The organism is Vibrio sp. Vb0937, from assembly GCF_033338855.1.
On sequence record NZ_JAWOTK010000004.1, the window covers coordinates 233984 to 259483 of the forward strand.

27 protein-coding genes are annotated in these 25500 nt (G+C 44.5%); 9 read left to right on the forward strand and 18 right to left on the reverse strand.

What is annotated here, in order from left to right; all coding sequences use genetic code 11:
* Positions 1-280 precede the first annotated feature (280 nt).
* Positions 281-1645, forward strand: coding sequence for a sodium-dependent transporter (locus tag R7P67_RS09350; protein WP_262592478.1), 1365 nt, complete (start codon positions 281-283; stop codon positions 1643-1645).
* A 104-nt stretch (positions 1646-1749) separates the two neighbouring features.
* Here R7P67_RS09350 and R7P67_RS09355 read toward each other — a convergent pair whose 3' ends face one another.
* The 5 genes from R7P67_RS09355 to tsaA all read right to left on the reverse strand — a co-directional run bounded on the left by R7P67_RS09355 (position 1750) and on the right by tsaA (position 5629).
* Positions 1750-1941 carry a DUF4250 domain-containing protein gene (locus R7P67_RS09355; protein WP_005380289.1) on the reverse strand — a complete coding sequence of 64 codons (192 nt, stop codon included), beginning with the start codon at positions 1939-1941 and terminating at the stop codon, positions 1750-1752.
* Complete coding sequence (locus R7P67_RS09360; protein ID WP_005391765.1) at positions 1941-2147, reverse strand: YaeP family protein; 207 nt, start codon at positions 2145-2147, stop codon at positions 1941-1943. The genes R7P67_RS09355 and R7P67_RS09360 overlap by 1 nt, the downstream gene beginning before the upstream one ends.
* A gap of 111 nt (positions 2148-2258) precedes the next feature.
* The gene (locus R7P67_RS09365; RefSeq protein ID WP_017820764.1) at positions 2259-2927 is read right to left on the reverse strand and encodes a tellurite resistance TerB family protein; all 669 of its coding nucleotides are present in this window, start codon (positions 2925-2927) and stop codon (positions 2259-2261) included.
* Positions 2928-3106: 179 nt separating this feature from the next.
* Entirely contained in the window at positions 3107-4822 is a 1716-nt protein-coding gene (locus R7P67_RS09370; protein ID WP_017820763.1) for a proline--tRNA ligase, read from the reverse strand.
* 111 nt (positions 4823-4933) lie between these two features.
* Entirely contained in the window at positions 4934-5629 is a 696-nt protein-coding gene (tsaA, locus tag R7P67_RS09375; RefSeq protein ID WP_262653561.1) for a tRNA (N6-threonylcarbamoyladenosine(37)-N6)-methyltransferase TrmO, read from the reverse strand.
* Positions 5630-5752: 123 nt separating this feature from the next.
* Between tsaA and R7P67_RS09380 the strand changes: the two genes are divergently transcribed.
* The 3 genes from R7P67_RS09380 to R7P67_RS09390 all read left to right on the forward strand — a co-directional run bounded on the left by R7P67_RS09380 (position 5753) and on the right by R7P67_RS09390 (position 7958).
* Entirely contained in the window at positions 5753-6013 is a 261-nt protein-coding gene (locus tag R7P67_RS09380) for a type B 50S ribosomal protein L31 (protein WP_005380295.1), read from the forward strand.
* Between the two features lie 3 nt (positions 6014-6016).
* Positions 6017-6142 (forward strand): type B 50S ribosomal protein L36, encoded by a 126-nt coding sequence (ykgO, locus tag R7P67_RS09385; protein ID WP_005380299.1) that lies wholly within the window; start codon positions 6017-6019, stop codon positions 6140-6142.
* Between the two features lie 229 nt (positions 6143-6371).
* Positions 6372-7958, forward strand: coding sequence for an AbgT family transporter (locus R7P67_RS09390; protein ID WP_005380301.1), 1587 nt, complete (start codon positions 6372-6374; stop codon positions 7956-7958).
* A 106-nt stretch (positions 7959-8064) separates the two neighbouring features.
* Here the strand turns inward: R7P67_RS09390 and R7P67_RS09395 are convergent, their stop codons facing one another.
* The 8 genes from R7P67_RS09395 to R7P67_RS09430 form a co-directional block, all read right to left on the reverse strand.
* A complete protein-coding gene (locus R7P67_RS09395; protein ID WP_318085941.1) occupies positions 8065-9138 on the reverse strand; it encodes a hypothetical protein in 1074 nt (357 codons plus the stop codon).
* Positions 9135-10247: an ATP-grasp domain-containing protein gene (locus tag R7P67_RS09400; protein WP_262653509.1), complete on the reverse strand. Its 1113-nt coding sequence runs from the start codon at positions 10245-10247 to the stop codon at positions 9135-9137. The genes R7P67_RS09395 and R7P67_RS09400 overlap by 4 nt, the downstream gene beginning before the upstream one ends.
* Positions 10235-11503, reverse strand: a complete 1269-nt coding sequence (locus R7P67_RS09405) for a F390 synthetase-related protein (protein ID WP_262653507.1) — start codon at positions 11501-11503, stop codon at positions 10235-10237. Before R7P67_RS09405 ends, R7P67_RS09400 begins: the two co-directional genes overlap by 13 nt.
* The gene (locus tag R7P67_RS09410; protein WP_115386249.1) at positions 11491-12354 is read right to left on the reverse strand and encodes an MBL fold metallo-hydrolase; all 864 of its coding nucleotides are present in this window, start codon (positions 12352-12354) and stop codon (positions 11491-11493) included. The genes R7P67_RS09405 and R7P67_RS09410 overlap by 13 nt, the downstream gene beginning before the upstream one ends.
* Entirely contained in the window at positions 12323-13309 is a 987-nt protein-coding gene (locus tag R7P67_RS09415) for an NAD-dependent epimerase/dehydratase family protein (RefSeq protein ID WP_115386248.1), read from the reverse strand. The genes R7P67_RS09410 and R7P67_RS09415 overlap by 32 nt, the downstream gene beginning before the upstream one ends.
* Positions 13306-14295, reverse strand: a complete 990-nt coding sequence (locus R7P67_RS09420; protein ID WP_195723076.1) for a ketoacyl-ACP synthase III — start codon at positions 14293-14295, stop codon at positions 13306-13308. Before R7P67_RS09420 ends, R7P67_RS09415 begins: the two co-directional genes overlap by 4 nt.
* A gap of 194 nt (positions 14296-14489) precedes the next feature.
* Positions 14490-14939, reverse strand: coding sequence for a YaiI/YqxD family protein (locus tag R7P67_RS09425; protein WP_005380310.1), 450 nt, complete (start codon positions 14937-14939; stop codon positions 14490-14492).
* The gene (locus R7P67_RS09430) at positions 14936-15229 is read right to left on the reverse strand and encodes a hypothetical protein (RefSeq protein WP_262653504.1); all 294 of its coding nucleotides are present in this window, start codon (positions 15227-15229) and stop codon (positions 14936-14938) included. Before R7P67_RS09430 ends, R7P67_RS09425 begins: the two co-directional genes overlap by 4 nt.
* 931 nt (positions 15230-16160) lie before the next feature.
* Between R7P67_RS09430 and R7P67_RS09435 the strand changes: the two genes are divergently transcribed.
* Positions 16161-16646, forward strand: a complete 486-nt coding sequence (locus tag R7P67_RS09435) for a GNAT family N-acetyltransferase (protein ID WP_005385338.1) — start codon at positions 16161-16163, stop codon at positions 16644-16646.
* On the opposite strand, the gene R7P67_RS09440 is transcribed toward R7P67_RS09435, so the two are convergent.
* Together R7P67_RS09440 and R7P67_RS09445 are read right to left on the reverse strand one after the other, a co-directional pair.
* Positions 16606-16905 carry a DUF3301 domain-containing protein gene (locus R7P67_RS09440; RefSeq protein WP_005380315.1) on the reverse strand — a complete coding sequence of 100 codons (300 nt, stop codon included), beginning with the start codon at positions 16903-16905 and terminating at the stop codon, positions 16606-16608. The two genes, R7P67_RS09435 and R7P67_RS09440, sit on opposite strands and share 41 nt — an antisense overlap.
* A 13-nt stretch (positions 16906-16918) precedes the next feature.
* The gene (locus tag R7P67_RS09445; protein ID WP_262653502.1) at positions 16919-17956 is read right to left on the reverse strand and encodes a DUF3549 family protein; all 1038 of its coding nucleotides are present in this window, start codon (positions 17954-17956) and stop codon (positions 16919-16921) included.
* A gap of 76 nt (positions 17957-18032) precedes the next feature.
* On the opposite strand from R7P67_RS09445, the gene R7P67_RS09450 reads away from it, so the two are divergent.
* On the forward strand, positions 18033-18347 hold the full coding sequence (locus R7P67_RS09450) for a YqcC family protein (RefSeq protein ID WP_042521408.1): 315 nt from the start codon (positions 18033-18035) through the stop codon (positions 18345-18347).
* A gap of 4 nt (positions 18348-18351) precedes the next feature.
* Entirely contained in the window at positions 18352-19122 is a 771-nt protein-coding gene (truC, locus tag R7P67_RS09455; protein ID WP_132936888.1) for a tRNA pseudouridine(65) synthase TruC, read from the forward strand.
* 90 nt (positions 19123-19212) lie between these two features.
* Here truC and R7P67_RS09460 read toward each other — a convergent pair whose 3' ends face one another.
* The 3 genes from R7P67_RS09460 to map form a co-directional block, all read right to left on the reverse strand.
* Positions 19213-19596: a DUF3461 family protein gene (locus R7P67_RS09460; RefSeq protein ID WP_005380322.1), complete on the reverse strand. Its 384-nt coding sequence runs from the start codon at positions 19594-19596 to the stop codon at positions 19213-19215.
* 142 nt (positions 19597-19738) lie between these two features.
* Entirely contained in the window at positions 19739-22363 is a 2625-nt protein-coding gene (glnD, locus tag R7P67_RS09465; protein ID WP_262653500.1) for a bifunctional uridylyltransferase/uridylyl-removing protein GlnD, read from the reverse strand.
* 108 nt (positions 22364-22471) lie between these two features.
* Positions 22472-23350, reverse strand: a complete 879-nt coding sequence (map, locus tag R7P67_RS09470) for a type I methionyl aminopeptidase (RefSeq protein ID WP_005380326.1) — start codon at positions 23348-23350, stop codon at positions 22472-22474.
* A 384-nt stretch (positions 23351-23734) separates the two neighbouring features.
* Here map and rpsB point away from each other — a divergent pair, with 384 nt between their 5' ends.
* Both rpsB and tsf read left to right on the forward strand, forming a co-directional pair.
* Positions 23735-24463 (forward strand): 30S ribosomal protein S2, encoded by a 729-nt coding sequence (gene rpsB / locus R7P67_RS09475; protein WP_005380327.1) that lies wholly within the window; start codon positions 23735-23737, stop codon positions 24461-24463.
* A gap of 132 nt (positions 24464-24595) precedes the next feature.
* Positions 24596-25441, forward strand: a complete 846-nt coding sequence (tsf, locus tag R7P67_RS09480; RefSeq protein ID WP_005380328.1) for a translation elongation factor Ts — start codon at positions 24596-24598, stop codon at positions 25439-25441.
* Positions 25442-25500: the final 59 nt, after the last annotated feature.

Below are 25500 nucleotides of genomic sequence, written 5' to 3' on the forward strand. Positions count from 1 at the left end.
TCGACACAGTATCACGAGGAACAGTTCGTCCCTTACACCAGAGCTCATTATTTTTCGGCTCACTTCACGGCAGAAGGATTGGTAAAATTCAGCCACGTGAAACGAGTAACAGTCACGAGGCTTTTGAGCGATGAATATGAGATGTACGTTAAAATTTACAAGCTGAATGACTATAAATTATTTCAACTGTCGAGGATTTAACCGAGGTACTCTTGTTGAATAGTGAATATTGCTATAGTGTACTAGTTAGCTAGTTCAATGATATTTTTGTGTGAGTAGTATGACACAGCAAACCTCTTCTCAGCCTCGCGAGCATTTTGGCTCTCGTCTCGGGTTCATCTTAGCTGCCGCAGGTGCCGCGGTTGGCCTTGGCAATATTTGGGGCTTCCCAACTCAAGCAGCCAGTAATGGTGGCGGTGCTTTCCTGTTAGTTTATTTGGTGATGATTCTTATCGTCGCATTTCCGATGCTGGTGGTTGAAATGGCGATTGGTCGCCATGGTCAAGCCAACCCTGTAGACAGTATGCGTGCAATCACAGATAACCCTACCGGTAAAAAGCTCGGCGGCATTGTGGGTTGGATTGGTTTAAGCGTACCAAGCGCTGTCTTAGCGTTTTATTCAATTGTTGGTGGTTGGTTGATCTGCTTTTTACTGGGTGCAATCACAGATCTAATGGGGTTAGAAGCTGCAACTCAATGGCTAAAGGGCTTTAGTGTTGAACGTAACTTGTTCGGAACCATTACTTTTTATGTACTGACGATTCTCATCGTACAAGGTGGCGTAAAACAAGGTATTGAAAAGTGGTCCACACGTTTGATGCCAGCATTGTTTGTTCTGTTTGCTCTGCTATTTGCTTACATCATGACGCAAAACGGTGCGATGGAAGGTCTGAAACATTACCTAGTGCCGGATTTTGAAAAGGTATGGGACCGCAAGTTGATTCTTGCTGCAATGGGACAGGGCTTCTTCTCGCTTACGATCGGTGGCTGCTCAATGCTGATTTACGGGTCTTACTTGAGTAAGAAAGAAAACCTACCAAAGATGGCGATGAACGTGACCATGGTAGATACTGCCGTTGCTTTCATTGCAGGGTTAGTGGTGATGCCAGCGATGTTTGTAGCAATGCAAAAGGGCGTTCAAATCTATGCAGAAGATGGCTCTCTCTTAAGCTCAGATACGTTAGTGTTTACGGTATTGCCACTAATGTTTGATAGTTTAGGTTTGCTTGGTCAACTATTCTCTATTGTGTTCTTCTTATTGCTGACGATTGCGGCGCTAACGTCTTCCATTTCAATGTTAGAGTGTCCAGTGGCTTTAGTGAGTGAGCGCTTCAATACTAAGCGCAGCGCAACGAGCTGGGTTTTAGGTGGTCTCATTGCTTTGTTCAGTGTGGTGATTGTTTATAATTTTGGTGCTCTATTTGGTATGGTCGCGACGGTTGCTACTCAGTATCTACAACCAACCGCTGCGCTCTTATTCTGCTTATTTGGTGGTTGGGTATGGAATCGCAACTCAAAAATCAAAGAGCTTGAGCAAGGTTGCCCGGAGTTTACGCAAGGTTGGTTTGGTAAGTTATGGCCAGTGTATGTGAAGTTTGTATGTCCAATTCTTGTGGCGACGGTCATCTGGGCTTCATTTGGCTAACCGAGACGCCTATCGAATAAAAGAAAAGGGCTTGATGGTAACTCATCAAGCCCTTTTTCATGTTGGTTATTCTCGTTTCGGTTATCCGCCAAGAATGGTGTGGGTTAACGGAATTGTCCTGCTTCTGGAAGAAAGTCAAAACCAGCAGAAGCCAGTTTTGTCTCCAGTGCTGTGCGTTCGATATCGAAGAAAGCCACCAGTTTATCTAAGTCACCACCGAAGTCGTCGCGTAGCTTCATATTCACAATGCTCATCAGCATGACAGGATCCATGGATTCAAAGTTCGCTAGATTCATTACTTATCCTCAAAATCTGAAATCAGTAGGTTTGCCGCAGCAAATGCCGCTTTTTCACGCACTTCTTTAGGCAGGGACTCATCCGCTGCAACATCGTTCAGTGCTTTAACTGCACATGAAATTGCTTGGGGAATATAAGCTTGATCGCCACTACCAATCTGAGCATAAAGCTCACGAACCAGTTCACAACAGCCGTATACTTGCATGTTTTCTTTCCACTAAATGATAACTTATCTCAATATACACACAGCGGATTTGAAACTCAAAGTACAGAGTTGTTTTGGCTCAAGTTGAAGGTTTGCTTGAGCGAGATTTAATCACTGCATTTGTGCTTCTAACTGCTGAGTGACTTCTGGTGAAAGTTGAAGTTGTTTTGCTAGTTCTTGCAGATACGCTTTTTCCATAAAGTTTTGTTCATCAGCGACGATCAAAGACGCTAGGTAAATTTCTGACGCTTGTTGAGGAGAGGTCGCCTGATTAGCAATTTCAGCAGGATCAAGCGGTTTGTTTAACTCTTGCTGAACGAGGTGACGAACGTGCTCATCTGCGCCCATATCCGCGAGAGCTTGTTCAATGCGCGCCATTTCCTCTTCATCAACGTGACCATCAGCTTTTGCAGCTCCAATCATTGCTTTTAAAATTAAGACACTGTGTTTACTGTCATCGGGGTCAAAGGTTTCTTGAACACCTTGACCGGATTGCTTGGCTTGCCAGTCGTTATACACTTTGTAGGCCAAGGCTCCAAGCGCAGCTGCGCCACCGACTTTTAATGCGCTTGACCCTACTTTTTTAGTCATTTTTTTACTTTTCTTTGAGCCCATCAGCATACCGATGAGGCCTCCGCCTACAGCACCTGCTCCTAGCGTTTTTAGGCTACTTGAATTTGATGAGGATTTGATGTTGTTGGTTTGTTTGCCCAATGCATCTGCACCTTGCTTAAGTAAGTCTGATTTGAGTGCTTGGTTTAGAAGACTTTTTAAATCCATAACTGACCTCCTTTAGATGATGAAATCAGTTTAATAGCAAGAAGCTGAACCAAAGATTAACAAAGTGAATAGTTCGAAAAAGGAGGAGGGAGGATGTTGAGCTGTAATAAAAAAGGGCTGACCGAAGCCAACCCTTTTTAACTATTTGAAACTACTTCAAATGCGAACTCGTCGAGTGCTTACTTTAGTTGAGCTTTTACGTGCTCAACAATGTCAGTCATTGCGACTGCTGTTTTCTCACCAGTAGCACGGTTCTTGTATTCGAAGTTGCCTTCTTTCATTGAGCGGTCACCGATAATAATGGTATGCGGTACACCAATAAGCTCCATGTCAGAGAACATTACGCCTGGGCGTTCTTTACGGTCGTCAAATAGCACTTCGATGCCCATTGCCGTTAGCTCAGCGTACAATTTCTCAGCGGCTTCTTTCACTTCTTCTGACTTGTGCATGTTCATTGGAACGATCGCTACCTGGAATGGTGCGATTGCATCTGGCCAGATGATGCCGTATTTGTCGTGGTTTTGTTCAATAGCAGCCGCTACTACGCGAGTGATACCGATACCGTAACAACCCATTTCTAGGATGACGTTCTTACCATCAGGACCCAGTACACCACAGTTCATCGCTGCGGAGTAAGCGTTACCTAGTTGGAAGATATGGCCAACTTCGATACCACGCTTAAGCTGGATAATGCCCTTGCCACATGGGCTTGGGTCACCTTCCACAACGTTACGTAGGTCTTCAACTTGACCAAGCTCTACATCACGACCCCAGTTAATACCGAAGTAGTGTTTGCCATCGATGTTCGCGCCCGCACCGAAGTCGCTCATTACCGCAACGCTGCGGTCAACAATGAACGGCAGTTTAAGGCCAACAGGGCCTAGTGAGCCAGGGCCTGCACCGATAAGCTCACGAATTTCTTCTTCAGATGCCATTTCCAATGGAGCTGCAACCTGAGGAAGGTTTTCTGCTTTCACTTCGTTCAGTTCATGATCACCACGAATAATAAGCGCGATGATTGGCGTATCAACTTCGTCAGATGCTTTCACAAACAGTGTTTTCACTGTTTTTTCAATTGGTAGTTCGAACTGCTCAACCAATTCAGCGATTGTTTTCGCGTTTGGCGTATCAACCAACGTCATTTCTTGTGTTGGTGCCGCAGCCTCAGAGGCTGGAGCTAGTGCTTCTGCTTTTTCAATGTTTGCCGCGTAATCTGACTCGCTAGAAAATGCGATGATATCTTCGCCGCTTTCAGCCAGTACGTGGAACTCTTGAGAGCCGCTACCACCGATAGCACCGCTATCTGCAAGTACAGGACGGTAATCCAGACCCATGCGATCGAATGCTTTACAGTAAGCATCATGCATTGCGTCGTATGACTTTTGTAGTCCGTCTTTGTCAATGTCAAAGCTGTACGCATCCATCATTGAGAATTCACGTGAACGCATTACGCCAAAACGTGGGCGTCGTTCGTCACGGAATTTAGTTTGGATTTGGTACAGGTTTAGCGGAAGCTGTTTGTAAGAGCTCACTTCATTGCGAACAAGGCTAGTGATCACTTCTTCAGCGGTTGGGCTAAGTACAAACGGACGAACATGACGGTCAGTAAAGCGAAGTAGCTCAGGACCCATCTTTTCGCTGCGGCCTGTCTCTTCCCATAGTTCAAACGGCTGAACAACGGGCATCAAAGTTTCGACTGCGCCTGCATTGTCGATTTCTTGACGAACGATGTTTTCGACTTTACGCAGTACACGTAGACCAGTAGGTAGCCAGGTGTATAAACCTGAAGCCAGCTTACGGATCATACCTGCACGTAGCATGAGCTGGTGGCTCACTACTTCTGCGTCGTTTGGAGTCTCCTTCAGAGTAGAAAGAAGATAATTACTGGTACGCATTAAATTTATCCGTTTATTTAAGTTAGATACTCAAGCTTGAATAAGCAGGAGTATGGGAGTTCCCTAAAGGGAAATTTGTTAGCCGTCTATAATATCAGCCAATTGCGTTTGTCAAAAGCTTTCAATAGCGGTAACCGTTATTAAGTTGCATGTTGCTGTGAACTTTACGTTCAAGTCGAACAAATTTACCGCATATTCTTTGTCGTCCGGCTTGTTTTTCTTATATGCAGGGCGAGGATCTTGTGCCAGAACTTGTTCAATGACTGATCTTACATAGTCAGTATCGGATCGATTTTCTATCGTTGCTAATGCTTGAGCAGAAAAGGTGACTTGTGACTTTTCTGGCTCTTGGTCTGCGTATCCGCCTTGTGCTTCCGAAATAGAATCCGAATAGGGGATATAAGGCTTAATATCCACAATCGGTGTCCCATCCACGAGATCTACACTGCCTAAATCAAGATAGATTTGATCGCCTTGCTTAGTGACTCCTTTCACTTCAACGGCTGACATTCCGATTCCGTTTGGACGGAAAGTCGAGCGCGAGGCAAAGACACCAATTCGTTCATTGCCGCCTAATCGTGGCGGACGTACAGTTGGTTTCCAACCAGCTTCCAGATTCTGATCAAATAGAAACAACAACCAAACGTGAGAGAACTGTTCTAGCCCACGCACTGCTTCAGGGCTATTTGCTGCACCTAACAGTTTTACGCGTGCTTTAGCCTCTGGTACTAAGCGTGGTTGGCGCGGAACTGCAAACTTTTCTTTGTACGGTGTCTCAATGACGCCGATGGGTTCGATGGAATACATGGTGGACATCTTTAAGAATTCATTGAGATGAAAAGTATCACAAATTTCTCTTGCTTTTCTTGTTGATAATGATTATTAATTAAAATGTTATAACATAACAATTTAATTGAAAGGAAAAGTATTATGAAACCAGGAATCCACCCTGAATATCGTCCTGTGGTGTTCCACGACACGAGTGTAGATAAGTACTTTGTCGTTGGTTCTACGTTGAAAACGGAGAGAACCATCGAATGGAAAGATGGCAAAACTTACCCTTACTTTACGTTAGATGTGTCGTCAGCTTCTCACCCGTACTACACCGGTAAACAGCGCGTTGTACAAACCGAAGGTCGCATTGCGAACTTCAACCGTCGTTTTGGTCAATTTAAGAGCGAAAAGGAATAAATCATGAAGGTAGTAAAATCATTAAAAAGTGCAAAAAGTCGTCATCCGGATTGTCAGATTGTAAAACGGAGAGGGCGTCTTTATGTCATTTGTAAAACGAACCCGAGATTCAAAGCTGTGCAAAAGTAATCAGCCTGCATATATCTAACTTATGGTTTTGTTTAATTGATAATGTTGAGTTAATTATCTTACATGGATGAAATATCTACATTTTTATTCAATGTTGGTTATAAATGCCTCTGTTCGTCACAATTTGTAACATTTAGGGCTTTTATTTGACCTTCTACTCAAGTACCCTTCGCACGCTTTTTGACATTTTTGTCACATTTGCATAGGAATAAAAACAAGGAGGGAACAGATGAGTTCATCTGATTCAATTAAACAAAACTCGCCTAAGAAGCCGCTGTTTACGCGCTTTTTGGATACTGTCGAATATTTGGGGAACTTATTACCCCACCCGATCACACTATTTGCCATTTTCTGTTTAGCCATTCTGGTGATGTCGGGTATTGCAGGATACTTCGAAGTTTCCGTAGTTGATCCTCGTCCTGAGGGTGCAAAAGGTCGTGCCGCGGATGGCATGATTCATGTCGTTAGCTTGCTTAACGCTGATGGCCTTGAACTAATCGTTACCAATCTAGTGAAAAACTTTGTCGGCTTTGCACCTTTGGGTACGGTATTGGTTGCGATGTTGGGTGTTGCTATTGCTGAATACTCAGGCTTGCTATCTGCAGCAATGCGTGGCTTAGTCATGGGTGCATCTCAACGCATGGTAACAGTGACGGTCGTTTTCGCGGGTATCATTTCAAATACGGCATCAGAGCTTGGCTATGTGGTACTTATTCCACTGGCTGCAATGCTGTTCCATTCTTTAGGTCGTCATCCACTTGCCGGTCTTGCTGCGGCGTTCGCTGGTGTATCTGGTGGTTACTCAGCAAACCTACTTATTGGTACGGTTGACCCGCTGTTGTCAGGCATTACTGAAACGGCGGCGCAAATGATTGACCCAACTTACACTGTTGGTCCAGAAGTTAACTGGTACTTCATGTTTGTGTCGACATTCTTCATTGCAATCACAGGTGCGTTTGTTACTGAAAAAATTGTTGAGCCAAAGCTTGGCAAATACAGTGAAGAAGAAGCCTCAGAAGATTTGTCGAACGACAAAATGGGTGGCTTAACAGACATTGAGAAGAAAGGCCTAAAACTAGCAGGTGTTGCTGTACTGGTTGTTTCAGCGCTGCTTGCTTGGACGGTTGTTCCAGAAGACGGCATTCTACGTTCTGATGCAGGTACAATTGCAGGTTCACCTTTCCTGAAAAGTATCGTGGCATTCATCTTTGTGTTCTTTGCTATTCCAGGCTTTGTGTTTGGTAAAGTTGTTGGCACGATGAAGACGGATCGCGATGTAATTGATGCAATGGCGAAATCTATGTCTTCTATGGGCATGTACATTGTATTAGTTTTCTTTGCGGCTCAGTTCGTTGCTTTCTTTAAATGGACTAACTTCGGTCAGGTATTCGCGGTTGCTGGCGCTAGCTTCCTGCAAGAAATTGGCTTAACTGGTCCAATGTTGTTCTTTGCCTTCATCCTGATGTGTGGCTTTATCAACCTAATGATTGGTTCGGCATCGGCACAGTGGGCAGTAACGGCTCCGATTTTTGTTCCTATGTTGATGCTTGTTGGTTATGCACCGGAAACGATTCAGGCTGCTTACCGAATTGGTGACTCGACGACAAACATCATTACTCCAATGATGAGCTACTTTGGTTTGATTCTTGCCGTAGCGACTCGTTACATGAAGAACTTAGGTATCGGTACGCTGATCGCGACCATGCTACCTTACTCAATCTGCTTCATTGTAGGTTGGAGTGTGCTGTTCTACCTATGGGTATTCGTATTTGGTTTACCAGTAGGCCCTGGCGCAGCAACATACTACACACCGTAGAAAACGGTTACCTCACACAGCTCCATTATAAAAAGCCTGCGAACGTCGCAGGCTTTTTTATCGATTGAGACTGTGTACGCAGGCTTACCTGATTATAGATGTCGGATTATAGCTGAAAACGTATCAACAAAGGGCGATAAAAGTGCTGAGTGAGCCAGCACAAGCTTTTCCAAATTATGCGTTTGTACCAGGGTAAGTGCGCAATATACACATAGCTAAATTCAATTTCTGGCTGGGCTTTTCTGTTGCGTTTAAAAGCCGGAGCACCTGAGCTCATATTAAAGCGACGCTGGAATATCATTGCGTGGCGGATGGTATAGGCCGATATTCGACGATACAATGCGAGGCGTTGTGGCTTATTGGTATCGTAGCCAAAAATTGGGCAAGTCATATCATTATCAATTTCTACAATGCCTAACGTAGCCAGCATCTCTTCTTGATAAAACAGTCCCACTAACTTTACTAATTTGTTCTGGCTCGCCTGTTTTAAATATTGGGTTGAAAACTGGATGTTATTGATGCTGTATTTATCAAGGTAAAGCATGTCATATAACTCTTTGGCACGCTGAAACTCTTCATCAGTGGTAAGTGGTCTAAACTGCCAATCTTTATCATTAAGCAGTTTGAAGTCTTTCGTTAAATCTCGGTTGAAGCTGAACGTTTGCCAATCATCAAGTAAATACACTTGTCGTGTTACCAAGCTTTGCCATTGCTGCTGCTCTAATCGCTGAATAAAGCGTGATTGTTGACGTTGGTTAATGGAGCGAAGTACCAAGGGAAAGGTGGGATATTTATCGAGTGCGACGCGACGCAGTTCATCGAGATTTAAGGCTGCCCATTGTTCGCTATACATATTGGTGGACAAGCACTGATTGTTGAGCGTTTGGACTTGATCCAATCCAGCCAATGATAAGATTGGTTTAGTCATATTAATAAGTAACTTACATACCCATCGAACAGCCATATTTTTGACTTTGTGAAGCTCTTCTGCGGCGTAGCCACTAAGCAGTGTCATAGGGGAGACTGAATAACAGTTGTTTGGTATTTTTGGTGTTACGGAGTAAGGAATGGCAACATCATCGATATAGTAGCAACCAAAGCTTGCTGTGCATTCATCAATAGGATTTGACTGCATAAGAGTGATAAAGGTTTGATGCCATTCTTGAGAGGAAAGTGTCATGGGTTCAATGCCTCTCCATTCCACTCAATATCAACGGTAGAAGCGTCGCTCCACTTCGTCTTGTTCTGCCTAGCTAACCGGAGTAATTCAAACATACTCCGGATTTGGCTCCCGACCGGTAAGTTATGCTGTTGCATCACATTCACTCCAGACCACCAATCTTGCCAAGTTCGAGCCTTAAATAGGGATAATCCACCTTCCGCGATGAGTGTTATTGGACCTAAATGATGCAATCGCTGCTCGGAAGGACTGGTAAACTCCATATTAGGAAGCAGTTGGTTGCATCGAGACGAGAGTAGGTGCAAACCACTGGTGGCTCTTGGGTTACATTCAATCACGTAGAGTTGATCTTGTGATTTGATGAAGTCAAACGACACTTGCCCATGATAAGTATGACGTTTACCAAAAGCTGCGATAAATCTATCTAGTCGTTCGCACGAGATCGGCTGAAAAGCACTGGCGGCCGAGCCGTTTACACAGTATTTCGGCACATAAGCTTGGTGTGCTTTAAGGTCACCATGTTCAAAAATGGCATAGTTACACACCGGAGTCCCATGGATTTTTTGTTGCTGAACCCAAGGGAAAAGGGGCGATATCGTGGCGGCAGAAATAGACTGAGTCGTCACATCTCTTATGACTTGCCCGCCAAACCGAGAGTAAACGGGCTTTAGAACGGTTCTCTTATTAATTTCAATCTCACTTTTATCAGCGACCAAACGAGTTTTTGGAAGTGTGATTTCTGGCAAACCTTGAAGCTGTTCAAAGACGGTCAACTTGTTGTGCAGGGCATTGAGTAGTCCCACATTGGGCAGAAAAAAATCTACTTCTGGGCATTGTTTGGCAACATGAGCCAAGTAATACACTTCTTCACAAGTGGGTATCACCATATCAATACGCATCTGAGTAATGATTTTTAGGATCTGCTGTTGATAGTTGGGAAACGCAAATCGAGGCGAAGCGGTGGGGATATAAGACTTGATGCCTCGCAAAAACGATCCTAGAGGTTTTTTTAGCGAATCGGTGAGAATTACGTCATGTCCATGATGCATACACATGGTTGCCCACTCTAGTGCAACTGGTGCTCGGGCTCCGGTGATTAAGACCCGCATATGTTCACCACACGTCGTTGTTTATTCATTGGCGTCCAAATAGGCGCAGGGCGGTAACTAAATCTGACAGGATCAAGCCGCAATTGGTCAAACAACTTTATCAAGGCTTGGTGTATAACCCGATGGTGGTGAACATCCGCTTCAATTTGAATGGCTTGTGACCCTGTTTGGGTGATTCGGTAATCCACGCGGCCTTGGGCGGATAGTGTTATAGCGCGGTAGATGAGATCTGGTAGCACCGTCACTGGGACGTGGTTTGCGTTTAGCGTGAGACGATCACCACATCGTCCGGCAATTGCGCCAAGAGGTTCAAATACGCCATTATCCTGTTTATTCTCAATAATATCGTCGAGCTGATAACGAATAATTGGCTGAGTTTTACGACGAAAATCGGTAATGATTGGGCTGTAATGAGTACGTTCGGTATTCAGCCAATGTTTTTCGATGTAAACAACATCTTGATTCCAGCGCATTTGTCCATGCTGATCCGTACATGCAAGAAAACCTTCAGTACATTGATAGACTTCATGGAGTTCGCTGTCGAACCGTTGAGAAATAAAGTGACGGTCACTCTCGGTTAGGACTTCTGCACCAGAAATGATCCGCTGTGGTTGAATTGCGGGTTGACCAAATTGACCGCTGAACTGGGCGCAGAGCTGAAGAGCTTGCGCACTACCAACCAAAAGCGTGGGTTGGAACTCATCCAGCTCTTTTATCCATTCTTGGTAAGGTTTGGTTAAATCGGCATAAAAAAATGTTACAGGCCCTTTCGCGACGGATTTATACAGTGGGCTGTTGGCGCGCAAGGCTAGCGCAATTCGGTGTTTTTGCCATAGGTTGGGCAACAGGCGAGCCAATATATTGCCAGCCCATAGTTGTGTTTCCTGTTTGTCAGCAAGAAACAACCCGTGCATGCCTGATGTGCCCGAAGAAAGCCCAACAGTAACATCGCCAACTTTCGAAGCGGCGAAGTTGCGTGACTGTTCTGCGTCGAGTGCTTGTTGCATTAGCTGTTCAGCATCTAAGCCTTTCGTATTCAACTCCGAGAGGTTCTCCATCATGGTTTGCTTATTCATGATAGGGAAATCACTGAGTGGTGCACCTTGAAGTGAGCGGTAATACGGTGAATGACGGCATACCCAATCCAAGTGTTGCGTTAAGTGTTGTTGCTGCCATGTTTCGACTTGTTCCCTTGAGCCGAAGGGGCGGTAGCGGGTTCGCCAGAATTCTGAGATAAGCGTTCTCACTTCATCCATCCTTCTTTGATTAGCTGCTGGATAGTTTCCTGACAATGTGAAGGCACGAAGCGAACAAAGTGGTGGGTTTGTTGGTAGCAACTTCTCAACTCGGAGAGGGTGTTTTTATAGGCTTTTGTATCATCGCAAAGCATGTTCGCCAGCCAATGTTGATCGATATTTTCACTCAAGCTCTCGATTAACCAGCATGCATCGGCGAGTAAGAACAGCCAACTTTGGTCTCTTTTAACTAGCAAGCCCACTTGACCCGCAGCATGGCCTGGCAAGCTAACCATATAAATGAATCCGTCGTCGAACATGTCTTTACAGAGCAAATTAACACCTTGGCACTGAGGAATAATTTGGTTGATTGGTACGGAAAAGTCACTATGAATGAATAAGTTAGATTCAAGTTGTGGAGGAAGTAGAGCTTTTAGGTATCCTTTTCTTACGCCTCCAATTCGACCACTCTTAGTAATTGCATCCACCCCTTTTTGTTGGCAATGCAATTGAGAGTGGGAAAACTCAGACACGGCAGCAATGTGATCAGCATGGAAGTGGGAGAGTACTAAGTGTTCAATATCATGAGGTTTGAGACTTTCTTTTGCTAACTGCGCAACAATTCCGTGTTCTTTGTTATAGCGACAAGGTGTTGTCCAAGCATAAAAACGTTCAGGGAAGGGACGAGTCGCGCTAAAAAAATGCTCGTGATATCCCGTGTCAAACAGGATGTTGCCTTGTGTTGGGTGCTGAATTAACGCAACGGCTGCCGGAAATGCTCTAGGCTTGATACCAGAACCTGGTTTGACAACAAAGCCTGGGTGTACGCAGTGTCCAGCCTCAAAGATTTTTATTTTTAGACCAGTTTGCATACTGCTGTATTCCTTCTTGAATTGAAAAAAGCGGTTGATAATTCAGTGTTTGTTTAGCCTTGCTGATATCCAGAGTTTGATGATAGTTAAACAATCCTGCGCTGTATGAGGTGAGCCTTGGTTCTGGCTGATGTGGTAGGTGCCTTCGTATTTGCTCACTGAGCTTTAATAATGGTGATACAACGCCATATGGTAATGATTGTAACGTTACTTTTAGGTTTAACCCCTCACATAAAGCTTGCAGAACAGTCTCAATTGGCATTGGTTCGTTGTTGGAAATGTTGAACACATCACCATGCTGAAGTCGGTCTGCCTGAGTGCAAGCGAGCATCGCTGCATGGGCAACGTTATCGACATAAGTCAGATCAACCACAGGATTTCTACCCGATGGCAGAAGCAGAGTATTGTTTTTTATCGCCTTAAGCACTCTTGGGACAATCGCGCGATCATTGGGTCCAAAAATGCCACGCGGTCTTAAAATGATCGCTTTGCTTTGGCCTTTTACGGCTTCAATTTCCGATAGGTATTTTGTGTGTGCATAATCATTACACCAGTATGAAGCTATGGCGTCGGTTTCTCGAATATTCCAACGGTCTTGATGGTCAAAGTAGACGCTGGTGGAGGAAATATGGATAAAACGCGAGATTTGATGGGTATTAGCCGCATTGACGAGGTTTTTGGTGGCATCTACATTGGCTTGATAAAACGCCTGCCACTTTCCCCATGGGCTTGAGAGAGCGGCACAATGGATGATTGCATCCATACCTTGGCATACCGCATGAACTGCTGAGTGGTCTCTTAAATCGACTATATGTGGGATAACATCGAATTGCTCGGCGAGTTGTTTAGCGATGACTGTATTTCGTGCTATAAAATGCAGTTCATGCTGCTGGTGAAACATTCTCAGAATTGCGCTACCCAACATCCCGCTGCCACCAGTGACCAATATCTTCATAGTTTTAGCACTCCCATCCCTAGCGACAACCCTGCGGCGGTGCCAGCTAATAACACATGTTTTCCTGCGGTTTCTGGCTGATTACGCAGCCAGTGTAAGTTAATTGGGAGTGAGGCGGCGACTTGGTTTCCCAAAGTCGAAAAGTGATTAACGGTTTTCTCTGTTGGTAGCCCGGTGAGTGAAGGCAGTTTTTTTAATCCATGCGCGCTGGCTTGATGAGGAAGAAAATAATCAATATCGCCGAGTGTTACCGGAGAGGCGTCAAACCCTTTTTTTAGAAACGCTGGTAAGGCTTTACGCACATGTTTAAAGAGTGCTTTGCCCTCCATCTCAAACTGGCAACTTTTTAAATAGGCTTGATGCTCGGAGGTATGCGGATTGATATGACTACCTCCGCCCTTAATTTGACAAAATGAATACCCGGTATGATGCGTTTCAAAGTGACTGGTGAGCAATCCATCATCGTCGTGTTCTTCGAGCAAAAATGCGGCGGCACCGTCCGCGAATAAGGTTGCAACTTCTGGTTTGAGCGTAAAATTTCGATTCAGTGTGATGCCAGTGGCGAGTTCGCTGGTGACAATAAGAATCCGACGGTACCGTTTTGCTAAGAATAGACTCTGAGCAAGATCAAGCGCAGAGAGAAAGGATAAGCAGGTGCTGTTCAAATCAAAGCTTTCTAGCCATGTTGGAGCGTCTAACGCGGCGAGAACCGCTGAGGCGTCGTAGGGTAGAGACTGGTGGTGTGTGCCGCTAGCGTAGATAAGGAGATCAACGGAGCTTAAGGTATGTGTGTTTCCTAAACACTGCTCTATTGCCTGCACCGCCATGTAAATAGCGGTCTCTTTTGTATTGGCTACATGACGATATTCAACGTCGAATTTATTTCGGCAGGTCCCTGGCGCTAATTTTAGGAAGTGATCCATCTCTCGATCAGACCATTGATTCGTTGGCAGGTAGCTTCCACTGGAAACGATGTTAAAGCCCATTATTCTCTATACACTTATTAAAAACGTCGTTCAAAATAAACCACGTTGCATATTGAAGCTATGGTGAGCGAGATGAAAAATAAACAGAACAAAACAAATGGGAGTAAGAGCACGCTTTGGGTGCAATGCTGAGAATGAATTTTCAGGAATGAGCCAGGCTTTTATTTGCTGGCTCAATATGAATAGAGTGAGGGTTACTTCTTAAATTTCGCCAAAATACGATCCAAATGGTTTGCAAATTCGCGTCGATCGGTTTGAGAAAGCGCGGCGGGCCCACCTGTCTGAATTCCGCTTGAACGCATGGTTTCCATAAAGTCGCGGATATTTAGGCGAGCTTTGATGGTGTCTTTTGTATAGAGCTCGCCACGAGAACTGAGGGCTTGAGCGCCTTTAGAGATAACCTCATCTGCAAGCGGAATATCTGACGTGATCACCAAATCGTTGGCTTCTACACGCTTGACGATTTCGTTGTCTGCGATGTCAAATCCCGCAGGGACTTGCAGCGAGTGGATGTTGTCTCTTTTCGGCACAGGGACAACGTGGTTAGCGACAAACGTACATTCAATCCCCGTACGCTCGGCGGCACGCACAATGGTTTCGCGAATAACTTTTGGACACGCGTCTGCATCTACCCATAACTTCATGATGATTTCTCACTGAGTTTCGCTTCTAACTCTTCAATACGAATGGCTAGCATTTTTACGGTGTGTTCTAGGGCTTCAAGGCGATCATTATCGGTGTGGTGCTGTGCTGCGATTTCAACCTTGGGTACGCGTTGAGCACTCTTCCAACTTTTTATTGCGGTGATTAACGCTGGCATTGGAACTGGCGTTTTCAAGCGTGCTTTCACTAACGCTACGGTTGGTTCTTTTCCTTGTTGTTGCAGTTGTTCCATTACCGCTTCTAATTCTTTAGTAACGTCTTGAGTTAACATTTTTAATCCTTAACAACGATATATCTATCATCATACGTTGAGTGCGCTAATTTGGCGAATGGCATTTTGGAGAGTGTAGTGTGAGAGATCTCTTACATAGGTTGTGAGAGAAAACGATTTCGTAAGCGGAAAAAGAGAAGATAAAGAGCTTAAGTTTATGATAAATAATGATTTAACAACTTGTTAACCAATGTGAGAGCCAAATATTTATCTTGGATAGATTGTCTATTTTTGGAAAAGGCGTAAATTGAGAGTTGTCAGCAGGAAGCAGACATGGAACAGGAAAGCACCAAGGATTTGGTTATCGTCAGGAAGACGATTTGGTTGGTCAGGATGATTAATCAAGCATGGAGCGTAGGACATTGTAAGGATACGATCATCAATAGGATGTTGATGACTAAGGATAGACAATGGACCCTCTAGGATTGAGGTTATGGACAGCATCAGGAAGATGCAAGGGACACCGCTCAAGGAACAAGTGACGTGTGCTAACGAGGAATGTTAGCAGTCAGGATGATAAGGACACCGCTAGGACGGCGACGTAAGGAATAAGCTGACGGAATCAGCCACTATTATGGATGATGCATGGAGCACTTTTAGTAGCCGGACTGCTGCGAGTAAGACCATGACCCCGATACTTATGTGTCGGGGTCTTTCTTATATAAAAATGATATCCAGTATTCTCATTGAATTAAGCATCTCGATGTTACTTGGGGATATCAATATCACAAAATATATAAATTCCTAATAACACTTAATAAAAAACAACTCAGATCAATATCCTTTCCAACCAGTTGGTTTAACTTTCGGCTTCTCTACAAGGTGTTATGCCCGCAATCATTGAGCATGTTCAGCTCATCGAGTTTGTGATCTGCGGATAGATTAAGTTTGTTGTAATCAAGGAACAGATGTGGCCATAGTAACCAGAAGAATGCTTCTTCTACCCTACAATGAGTCGTTGCAACTAGAATTCGTCATGCTGAATTGCTGTGCGAAAAACCGTGCTGAATTGAATGGTCCGTATACAGTTGCGTCTGCCAAACAGATGTTTGAGAAAATACTGGATGATGAGAACATTTATAGTATGGCAGTGCTAGAGAGCACCAGTCGTGACTATATGGGGCACGTGTTCATTGCTAATCTCGATTCCGAACCTGAATTAGGGTTTATTTTTGATAAATCATATTGGGGTAAAGGGTTGGCAACAGAAGCACTAAAAGCATTTTTCCCCAAAGCGTGCCGTGAGTTGGGCTTGAATAAGGTGAAAGCTAACGTGAATAGCAATCATCAAGCTTCTATGGCAGTACTGAAAAAGCTGGGATTTGTTAAAACAAAAGAAAGTAAGGATATATATGGTCCTTACTTTGAAATGGAATTTACAAGCGATGCGGTGGTAGGTGAAAGTTCTGCGGCCTGAAACCGACCATGGTTAACTCTCCTTGGTAGCAATCGTCACCAAGAGATGAAAACTCAAATTGATACACCGTATGCCAACGCCAGACTCCGTCTGGCGTTTTTAGTTTATGGGCACCAAAGGCGATGCTGATTAATTGGAGATCCAATTGCTCACATTTACGCGTGATGGCCGCTTTTGCGAGTTCGGCTTGGCGACGCTGTTGCCAAAACAGGTAACAGAAAAAGCATAGCCCTAAAATTGCTAAAAGATCACCAATCATCCCTGAACCTTTATTATCCCTTTGTTGCTTGTTGTAAGCTTACTAGCGCCTTTGCTAGTTCTTCAGATGGATTTGAATGTAACAGGGGCAATAGCACCATTCTTAACTCAGGTAGCATCACTAAATCGGCAAATAACTGATTAAATAGGGCTTGATTACCGGTTTGAGCTAAACGCAGCAAAAACCGTTCTGCTACCTCTTCATTGGCGAGTAAGTGCCAAGCGCGACCCGCCACACCAATCAATACCTCCTGATGGCTTAAACGAGGGCTATGCAATATCGCATCTAATACTGGAGAGGCGACTTCTGTTGGTGCACCAGCAAGGGCTCGGATAAGTGCTGAAAGTAGGAAGAGATCAGGTTCGCTACTTGCGATTTCTTGCTGTGCCTTTTCCGCGATACGTTCTGCTAAACGCTCTTGAAGCTCTACATGCTCAAGCGCACCTAATAGTGCATAAAGTGGCTCATTTGGTAGGTGGTTCAACGCTTTGCGTATCATTACCCCGTTTTGCTCTTTTTCCAGGCGAGCGGCTATGTCTGTGATACCTTGCAGACCTACAGTTTGCCAATTATCCCAGCCTAAACCTCCAGAGAAGTAATGCTGGGTATGCTCGTAATATTGGCTGGTAGGAAGATTGAGGTTTGCGCGGACCTGGCTATGAAACACGGCCATTTTATCTTCGGAAGGTTTGAAAGTGTATGGGTTGTTAGACAGCTTTTGTTGTTGCTCTTCAGTGATATCATCATTGAGGCGAGTTCCCATAGCCTCTACAACGTATTTAATGAAATTGCCGATATCCGCTTGCTTTAACAAACCACGCTCGTCCAATTCAAACTTTAGAAACCAAATCCAAGGTTGCTTTTGTTCATTCCAATAAGCGATGGCAAGGTGTGCTTTACGCTGCATTGGAAATGGGTAAGGTGCTTGACCTTTTTCTACATCGGTAAACTCTTTTTTAGCGATGGTTTTGATACGGCGACCAAGATCGAAGATTTGATAATCACAGTGGCTGTTGTTCAACAGTTGAGTGAGGGTTTGAATGTTTTCCATTAAATACGACGTCCTAACGTTCTTTTCACAAGAAATGGTATCATTCTCGGCTAATTCAAGGTTCGAGATAGAATTAATGGTAACAAATACTCAATTGGTCGACTTACTTCACCAACTTGAAACGCAGCTTAGAGAGCATAAATTGTGGCAATACACTATGCCTTCAGAGCAAGCCTTACAGAGTGCGGAGCCATTTGCGATTGATACGTTGCATCCTCATGAATGGTTGCAGTGGATTTTTATAGCCAGAATGCACGCACTAGTGAAAAATAACCAACCACTGCCAAGAGGGTTTTCTCTCGAGCCCTATTTTTCAGAAGCGTGGAAGCAGGAACCGCAGTTCGCAGAGCTGCTCGTTACAATCCGAACCATTGACGAACTGTGTAAGTAAACGAATGCTAGAACAAGAACTAACGCGATCTTCAGAACCACTTGAGCTGGAGATCGTTTATCAGGATGAATATTTTGTAGCGGTCAACAAGCCTGCAGGCATGTTAGTGCATCGCAGTTGGTTAGATAAACACGAAACTCAGTTTGTCATGCAAACTTTGCGCGACCAAATTGGTCAGCATGTGTTCCCATTGCATCGTCTGGATCGTCCAACATCTGGTGTGCTCGTGTTTGCGTTGTCGAGTGAAGTCGCATCACAAGTCATGCCGATGTTTGCTGAACATAAAATGGAAAAGACATACCACGCAATAGTACGTGGTTGGATTGAGGAAGAGGGCGTCTTGGATTACGCGCTCAAAGTCGAGTTAGACAAGATTGCGGATAAGTTCGCTTCACAAGAAAAAGAAGCGCAAGAAGCGGTGACGGAATATAAGCCGTTGGCTAAAGTGGAGGTTCCCTATTCGACGGGTAAATTTCCTACAACGCGTTATTGCTTAGTTGAGATGAAACCTAAAACGGGGCGTAAGCACCAACTTCGTCGTCATATGGCACATCTACGCCATCCGATCGTGGGTGATACAACGCACGGGGATGGAAAGCACAACAAGCTGTATCGCACAGAGTTTGATTCTCATCGTTTGCTACTGCATGCTTCAGAGTTACGGTTCGTCCATCCATTTACCGATCAAGAGATTGTCATGACGGCTAATCTTGATGAAACTTGGCAGCAATTGTTCACTCGATTTGAGTGGGATGAATCGATGATTAACCGATAATCGGTGCAGTTAGATCTAGATAATGATTGGGTACAAATAAAAAGGGTTAGCATCAATGCTAACCCTTTTTTAAAATTTAAGACTTAACGTTTACTTTAGTTTTTCAAGATCCGCTTCGATCTCTGCGATCTTACTCGAAACGACTTTTTCTAAATGACGAAGGTCTGAAAGAATTTTCTCTTTTACATCAACCTCAGGTTGTTTCGTTGGCTTAGTGATTTTATTCAGTTCATCAATGACTAATGTGAGGTTACGGTTGATTTCCGTTACTTCTTTATATTTGTGACTGCCACTATCAACAAGAACATTTTTGATTTGGCGTGGGTATTTGAATTTAACGCTTTTAGCGAATAGTTCGCCTTTTTGCTTGTGGAAATAGATCTTGAGTACGTCTTTGTGTGCTTCTTGGCGTAGGGAATAACGTTCAATCTGCTTAGGGTCGTGAATACCCAAACCAGTGAGGTGGGGATACATAGGCTACCTCTATTACATCGAATTGATATTGATATAACTGTAGCAGCCTATGTATGAGCTAGATAGCTGATATTTAGCCAAAATGCTTAACTTGTGGGCAAGATCGCTCTCGCCCTGAACCGAAAAGATTGGAAGGTTTGATCTAAGCTGCGACCTCATCAGATAACTTTTCGATCAATCTCTCTCTTAGCTCATCTTGCTGTTCTTCACTTAACCTTCCCCCTGCATCACTGGTTAAAATAAACAAGTCTTCTGCTCGCTCACCAATGGTGGTGATTTTAGCACCGTGAAGGTTGATGTTTAAATCAGCAAACGTACGGCCTACTTTGGCCAACAGCCCCGGTGTGTCTAGCGCGACAAACTCCATTAAAGTGTGTTTTTTACCTTTGGTTGGTAAGAAGTCGACTTTGGTTTTCACGTTAAAGTGCTGAAGTTTGTTCGGAGTACGGCGCGTTTTAATCTTGGTTGGTCGGCCCGCCTCCAGTACATGGGTGAGGTGTTTAATCACCGCGGCGTGACGAGACTCATCGATCGCTTCGCCATGTTGATCGAGTACCATAAAGGTATCAATCACGTGCCCATCTTTGCTGGTCATGATTTGCGCGTCGTGTACATTAAAATTACGCCTATCTAACTCCGCCACGACCGTCGCAAATAAAGCAGGCTGGTCTTTCGTATATACAAACACCTCAGTGCCGCCACGAGTGGCTTTTTTACTGATCAATACTAAAGGCTTAGTCGGATCTTCCATGCGAAGTAAGTGTTCGCAGTGCCACGCGATTTGCGTATGAGTATGACGAAGGAAGTAGTCAGCTTTGAAGCGTTGCCACAATACTTCAATTTCGCGTGCGGCAAACCCCTCTTTGCGCAGCATAGCGGAGGCCATTTGTTGATTGTGGCGAATTCTCTCACGCACATCGACAGGGTTCTCTAGGCCTCTACGTAAAGCACGTTGTGTGGAGTAATACAGCTCCGCAAGTAAAGTTCGTTTCCAAGCATTCCAAAGTTCTGGGTTGGTTGCACAAATATCTGCAACTGTCAGGCATACAAGATAATCGAGAGATTCTTCGTCTCTGACTTTTTTGGCAAACTCGGTAATGACATCGGGATCATAAATGTCTCGGCGCTGTGCGGTGACAGACATTAATAGATGATGTCTTACCAACCAAGCGACAAGTTTCGCTTCGGGCTTCGATAAGCCATGCTCAATACAGAAGTCGTACGCCTCTCCTTCACCGATAATTGAGTGATCGCCGCCACGACCTTTCCCGATATCATGGAAAATAGCGGCAATAATCAGCAGCTCTTTCTTTTGCATCCGTGGGTAGACGTCACAGCAAATAGGGTGCTTCGCATGATTTTCTGGGTCACTAAAAGTGTTGATGTGTTTAAGTAAGCGAATACTGTGTTCATCAACTGTGTAGGCATGGAATAAGTCAAACTGCATTTGACCAACAATCTGACTCCATTGCGGTAAATAGGCCGCCATAACCCCTAATCGGTGCATGAGACTGAATGCTTTTTGCAGAGCATTAGGGTGACGACATAACGCCATGAACTTTTCACGTGCAGCAGGAATAGTGTGCAAAAACTTGTTGAGCCGACGGCGAGCGGTGCGCAGTTGACGCAGCGTTGGTGGGCTCACCCCTTCAATAGTTGAGTCGTTAGCAATATGTAAGAACATATCCAGAATAGTTTCTGGGCGAGCTTGGAACAATGCGGGTTTCCGCGCTTCAATTAAAGAACCGCGACGTTGAAAGTCTGTATCGAGAATCTCGGCACTTTCTGTCGCCCCACCATTAATGATCGCTTGGTCAAAGAGTTTGAGTAGCATTTTATTGAGCTCTGCCACACGACGAAGCGTGCGGTAGAACTCTTTCATCATCATTTCTACGCCTCGGTTGCCTTCTCCGACGTAGCCTAGATTTTCCGCAACTTGTGCTTGATGAGCAAAGGTCAAGCGGTTGTCATAGCGGCGAAGCTCCATGTGCAGAGCGAAACGTACTCGCCAAAGGAAGTCCTGACACTCAACCAATTCTCGGTATTCTGCGTCAGTTAAAAATCCGTATCGGCTCATTTCCAACAATGAAGTCGCACCAAAGTGACGTCGAGCGACCCAGCTTAATGTATGAATATCGCGTAGCCCGCCAGGAGTTGATTTAATGTCCGGTTCTAAGTTGTAGGTCGTGTCGTGGTAACGTGCATGGCGTTCGCGCTGCTCTTGAATTTTAGCGCGGTAAAACGTCTCACTTGGCCAGAAGGAGTCTGATAACACGACTTTCTTCAGTGCCTGAAAGGTGTCCTCGCTTCCACACAGCAGTCGCGCTTCTTGCAGGTTTGTCGCGACCGTTAGATCGGCTTTACCAATTTCAGCACATTCAGTAACGGTGCGAACAGCGTGTCCGACCTCGAGTTTTAAATCCCACAACAGCGTAATGAATTCGCTGATTTTTGCTTCTAACGCGGTTGGCAGTTTATTGTTCGACAGAATCAAAATATCGATATCGGAGAGTGGATGCAGCTCACCGCGTCCGTAGCCACCAACGGCAACCAGGGAAATGTTGTAAATATCCTTGAAACCAAAATGTTGCCACAAACGATTGAGAAGCAGATCCATATATTCAGCTCTGGCTAAAACCAAGCTTGTTACCGGATGATGATTGAGAAACTCTTGGTTTTGATTAGAGCTAAACTTCTCTAATTCTCGTTTGAGTTCACCGATATTGATTTGTTCATCGGAAAAGGTAAGAGGGGACTGAAGTGTCATATTTGCCATCCGTGCAAGCTAATCTAATAACAATCTAACAAATTTGCGGCAGATAAAAAATATCCCCGCCGAAGCAGGGATATAGTAAACAACGAGTGGTCGTCAGCTTTACGCGTTTTTCATTAGGCGAGGAATCGTATCGTCGCTACGAAGCGTTAGTACTTCACAACCTTCTTTTGTTACTACAATGGTATGTTCCCATTGCGCAGAGTTCTTGCCGTCGCCCGTGTAAACAGTCCAGTCATCTTGTGCATCAACAGAGCAACCAAATTTACCAGCGTTAATCATCGGCTCAATAGTAAAGCACATGCCTTCTTTTAATACGCGGCGGTCTTTGTTCTTGTAATGAACCACTTGTGGTTCTTCATGGAACTCATCGCCGATACCGTGACCACAGAAGTCTTTCACAATAGAAAACTTGTTGCGAGGATTGTTCTTGTTGTTCTCTTTGATGTACTTCTCGATAGCTGTACCGATGTCACCAACCGTTGAACCTGGCTTAACGGTGCGCATACCAACATACAGTGCTTCTTGAGCTACCATGCACAGACGTTTGTTTGCAGGCGAAACATCACCGACTAGGAACATCTTAGAAGTGTCACCATGGTAACCCTGAGGACGCACGCTCAGATCGGCATTCTCATCATTTGGAACGATTACGGTAATATCAACGTTTAAGATGTCACCATCTTTTAGTACCGCCGGCTTCATTTGGCCGTTGCTACCGATTTCGTCTTTTTCCGCTGGAATACCGTGGCATACGATATGGTTGATTGAAGTACAGATCGACTTAGGGAAACCATGGTAATCAAGCGGAGCAGAGTATGCGCCTTTTTCTAGAGCGTACTCATGACAGATTTTGTTTAACTCTTCTGTCGTCACACCAACTTTGATGTGTGGTTCGATCATTTCTAGAATCTCTGCGGCTAGCTTGCCCGCAATGCGCATGCGTTCTATTTCTTCAGCAGTTTTAATCTTGATTGACATTGGCTTTCTCTACTTATTCCTAAGCACGTAAACGTGCGAATGGCTGCATTCTATCAGACATCGGGGCGTTAACCCAAGTTAGATAGGAATATGCATCATTCTTAATTCGATCATATGTTTAAAGTTTTGCTTATAAATAGGAGAAAGTGGCTCGGTGAAGAAATAATTTTTACTAGCCACAGTGAGCTAAAATATGGTATAAAGCGCGCCGGAATAGAGGACTGTTCTCTTCGTTTAGCAAAGTTAAGCGGCGAAGCAAGCTTCATCCGAATAACCTTTTATCTTTAAATCACACACATTCCGTCACATATTCCGGGGTGCTGAGCAGAAGCTTGGTCGGAGTTATGGGGAATGTGGAGGCCTAACCCCATAGAGGATTTTAAAATGGCAACTGTATCAATGCGCGATATGCTAAAAGCTGGTGTTCACTTCGGTCACCAGACTCGTTACTGGAACCCAAAAATGAAGCCATTCATCTTTGGCGCTCGTAACAAAGTTCATATCATCAACCTAGAAAAAACTGTACCAATGTTCAACGACGCTCTAGCTGAACTAGCTAAAGTTGGCGAGAAGAAAGGTAAGGTTCTATTCGTAGGTACTAAGCGCGCTGCATCTGAAGCTGTTAAAGAAGCTGCAATCGCAAGCAACCAGTTTTACGTAAACAACCGCTGGTTAGGCGGTATGCTTACAAACTACAAAACAGTTCGTCAGTCTATCAAGCGTCTAAAAGAACTAGAGACTCAATCTCAAGACGGTACTTTTGACAAACTAACTAAGAAAGAAGCTCTAATGCGTACTCGCGAAATGGAGAAGCTAGAGAAATCTCTTGGTGGTATCAAAGACATGGGCGGCCTACCAGACGCTCTATTCGTAATCGACGCTGATCACGAACACATTGCAATTAAAGAAGCTAACAACCTAGGTATTCCAGTATACGCTGTGGTAGATACTAACTCTAACCCAGACGGCGTTGACTACGTAATCCCAGGTAACGACGACGCGATCCGCGCTGTACAGCTATACCTGAACGCTGCTGCTTCAGCAGTATCTGAAGGTCGTAACAAAGACGTAGCTGCAGTTGCTGAAAAAGACGGTTTCGTAGAAGCTGAATAATAGCGGCTCTGTGTCACACTTGGTCTATGTGAAACCTTTGTGTAGCATAAACTAAGTTATAGTTAGCAATGGGGGCCGACAATGTTAGGCCCCTGTTTTTTACCTTATTTCGAATCAAACGAGGAAGACAGAATGGCAACTGTAACTGCTGCTCTAGTTAAAGAACTTCGCGAGCGTACTGGCGCTGGCATGATGGAATGTAAGAAAGCGCTTGTAGAAGCAAACGCTGACATCGAACTAGCAATTGAAAACATGCGTAAATCTGGCGCAGCGAAAGCAGCTAAGAAAGCTGGTAACGTTGCAGCTGAAGGCGCAATCATCATCAAAGAAGAAAACGGCGTTGCTGTTCTTCTTGAAGTTAACTGCCAAACTGACTTCGTTGCTAAAGACGGTAACTTCACTGCATTCGCAGAAGAAGTTGCAGCTGCAGCTCTAGCTTCAAAAGCTTCTGTTGAAGAACTACAAGCACAATTCGAAGACGCACGTGTAGCTCTAGTAGCTAAAATCGGTGAAAACATCACTATCCGTCGCGTAGAATACGTTCAAGGCACTGCAATCGCTTCTTACCGTCACGGTGAGAAAATCGGTGTTGTTGTTGCTGGTGAAGGCGACGCAGAAACTCTTAAGCACGTTGCAATGCACGTTGCTGCTTCTAAGCCAGAGTTCGTTAACCCAGAAGACGTACCAGCTGACGTAGTAGAAAAAGAGAAAGCGGTTCAAGTTGAAATCGCAATGAACGAAGGCAAGCCTGCTGAAATCGCTGAGAAGATGGTTGTTGGCCGCATGAAGAAATTCACTGGCGAGATCTCTCTAACAGGTCAAGCTTTCATCATGGAGCCTAAGAAAACTGTAGGCGAAATGCTGAAAGAAAAAGGCGCTTCAGTTTCTACGTTCGTTCGCCTAGAAGTAGGTGAAGGTATCGAGAAGAAAGAAGAAATGAGCTTCGCTGAAGAAGTTGCAGCAGCTCAAAAAGGTTAATCCTTAGAGACTGTATAAAGATTAGACCGTAGCCAAGGCTGCGGTCTTTTTATGAGCAG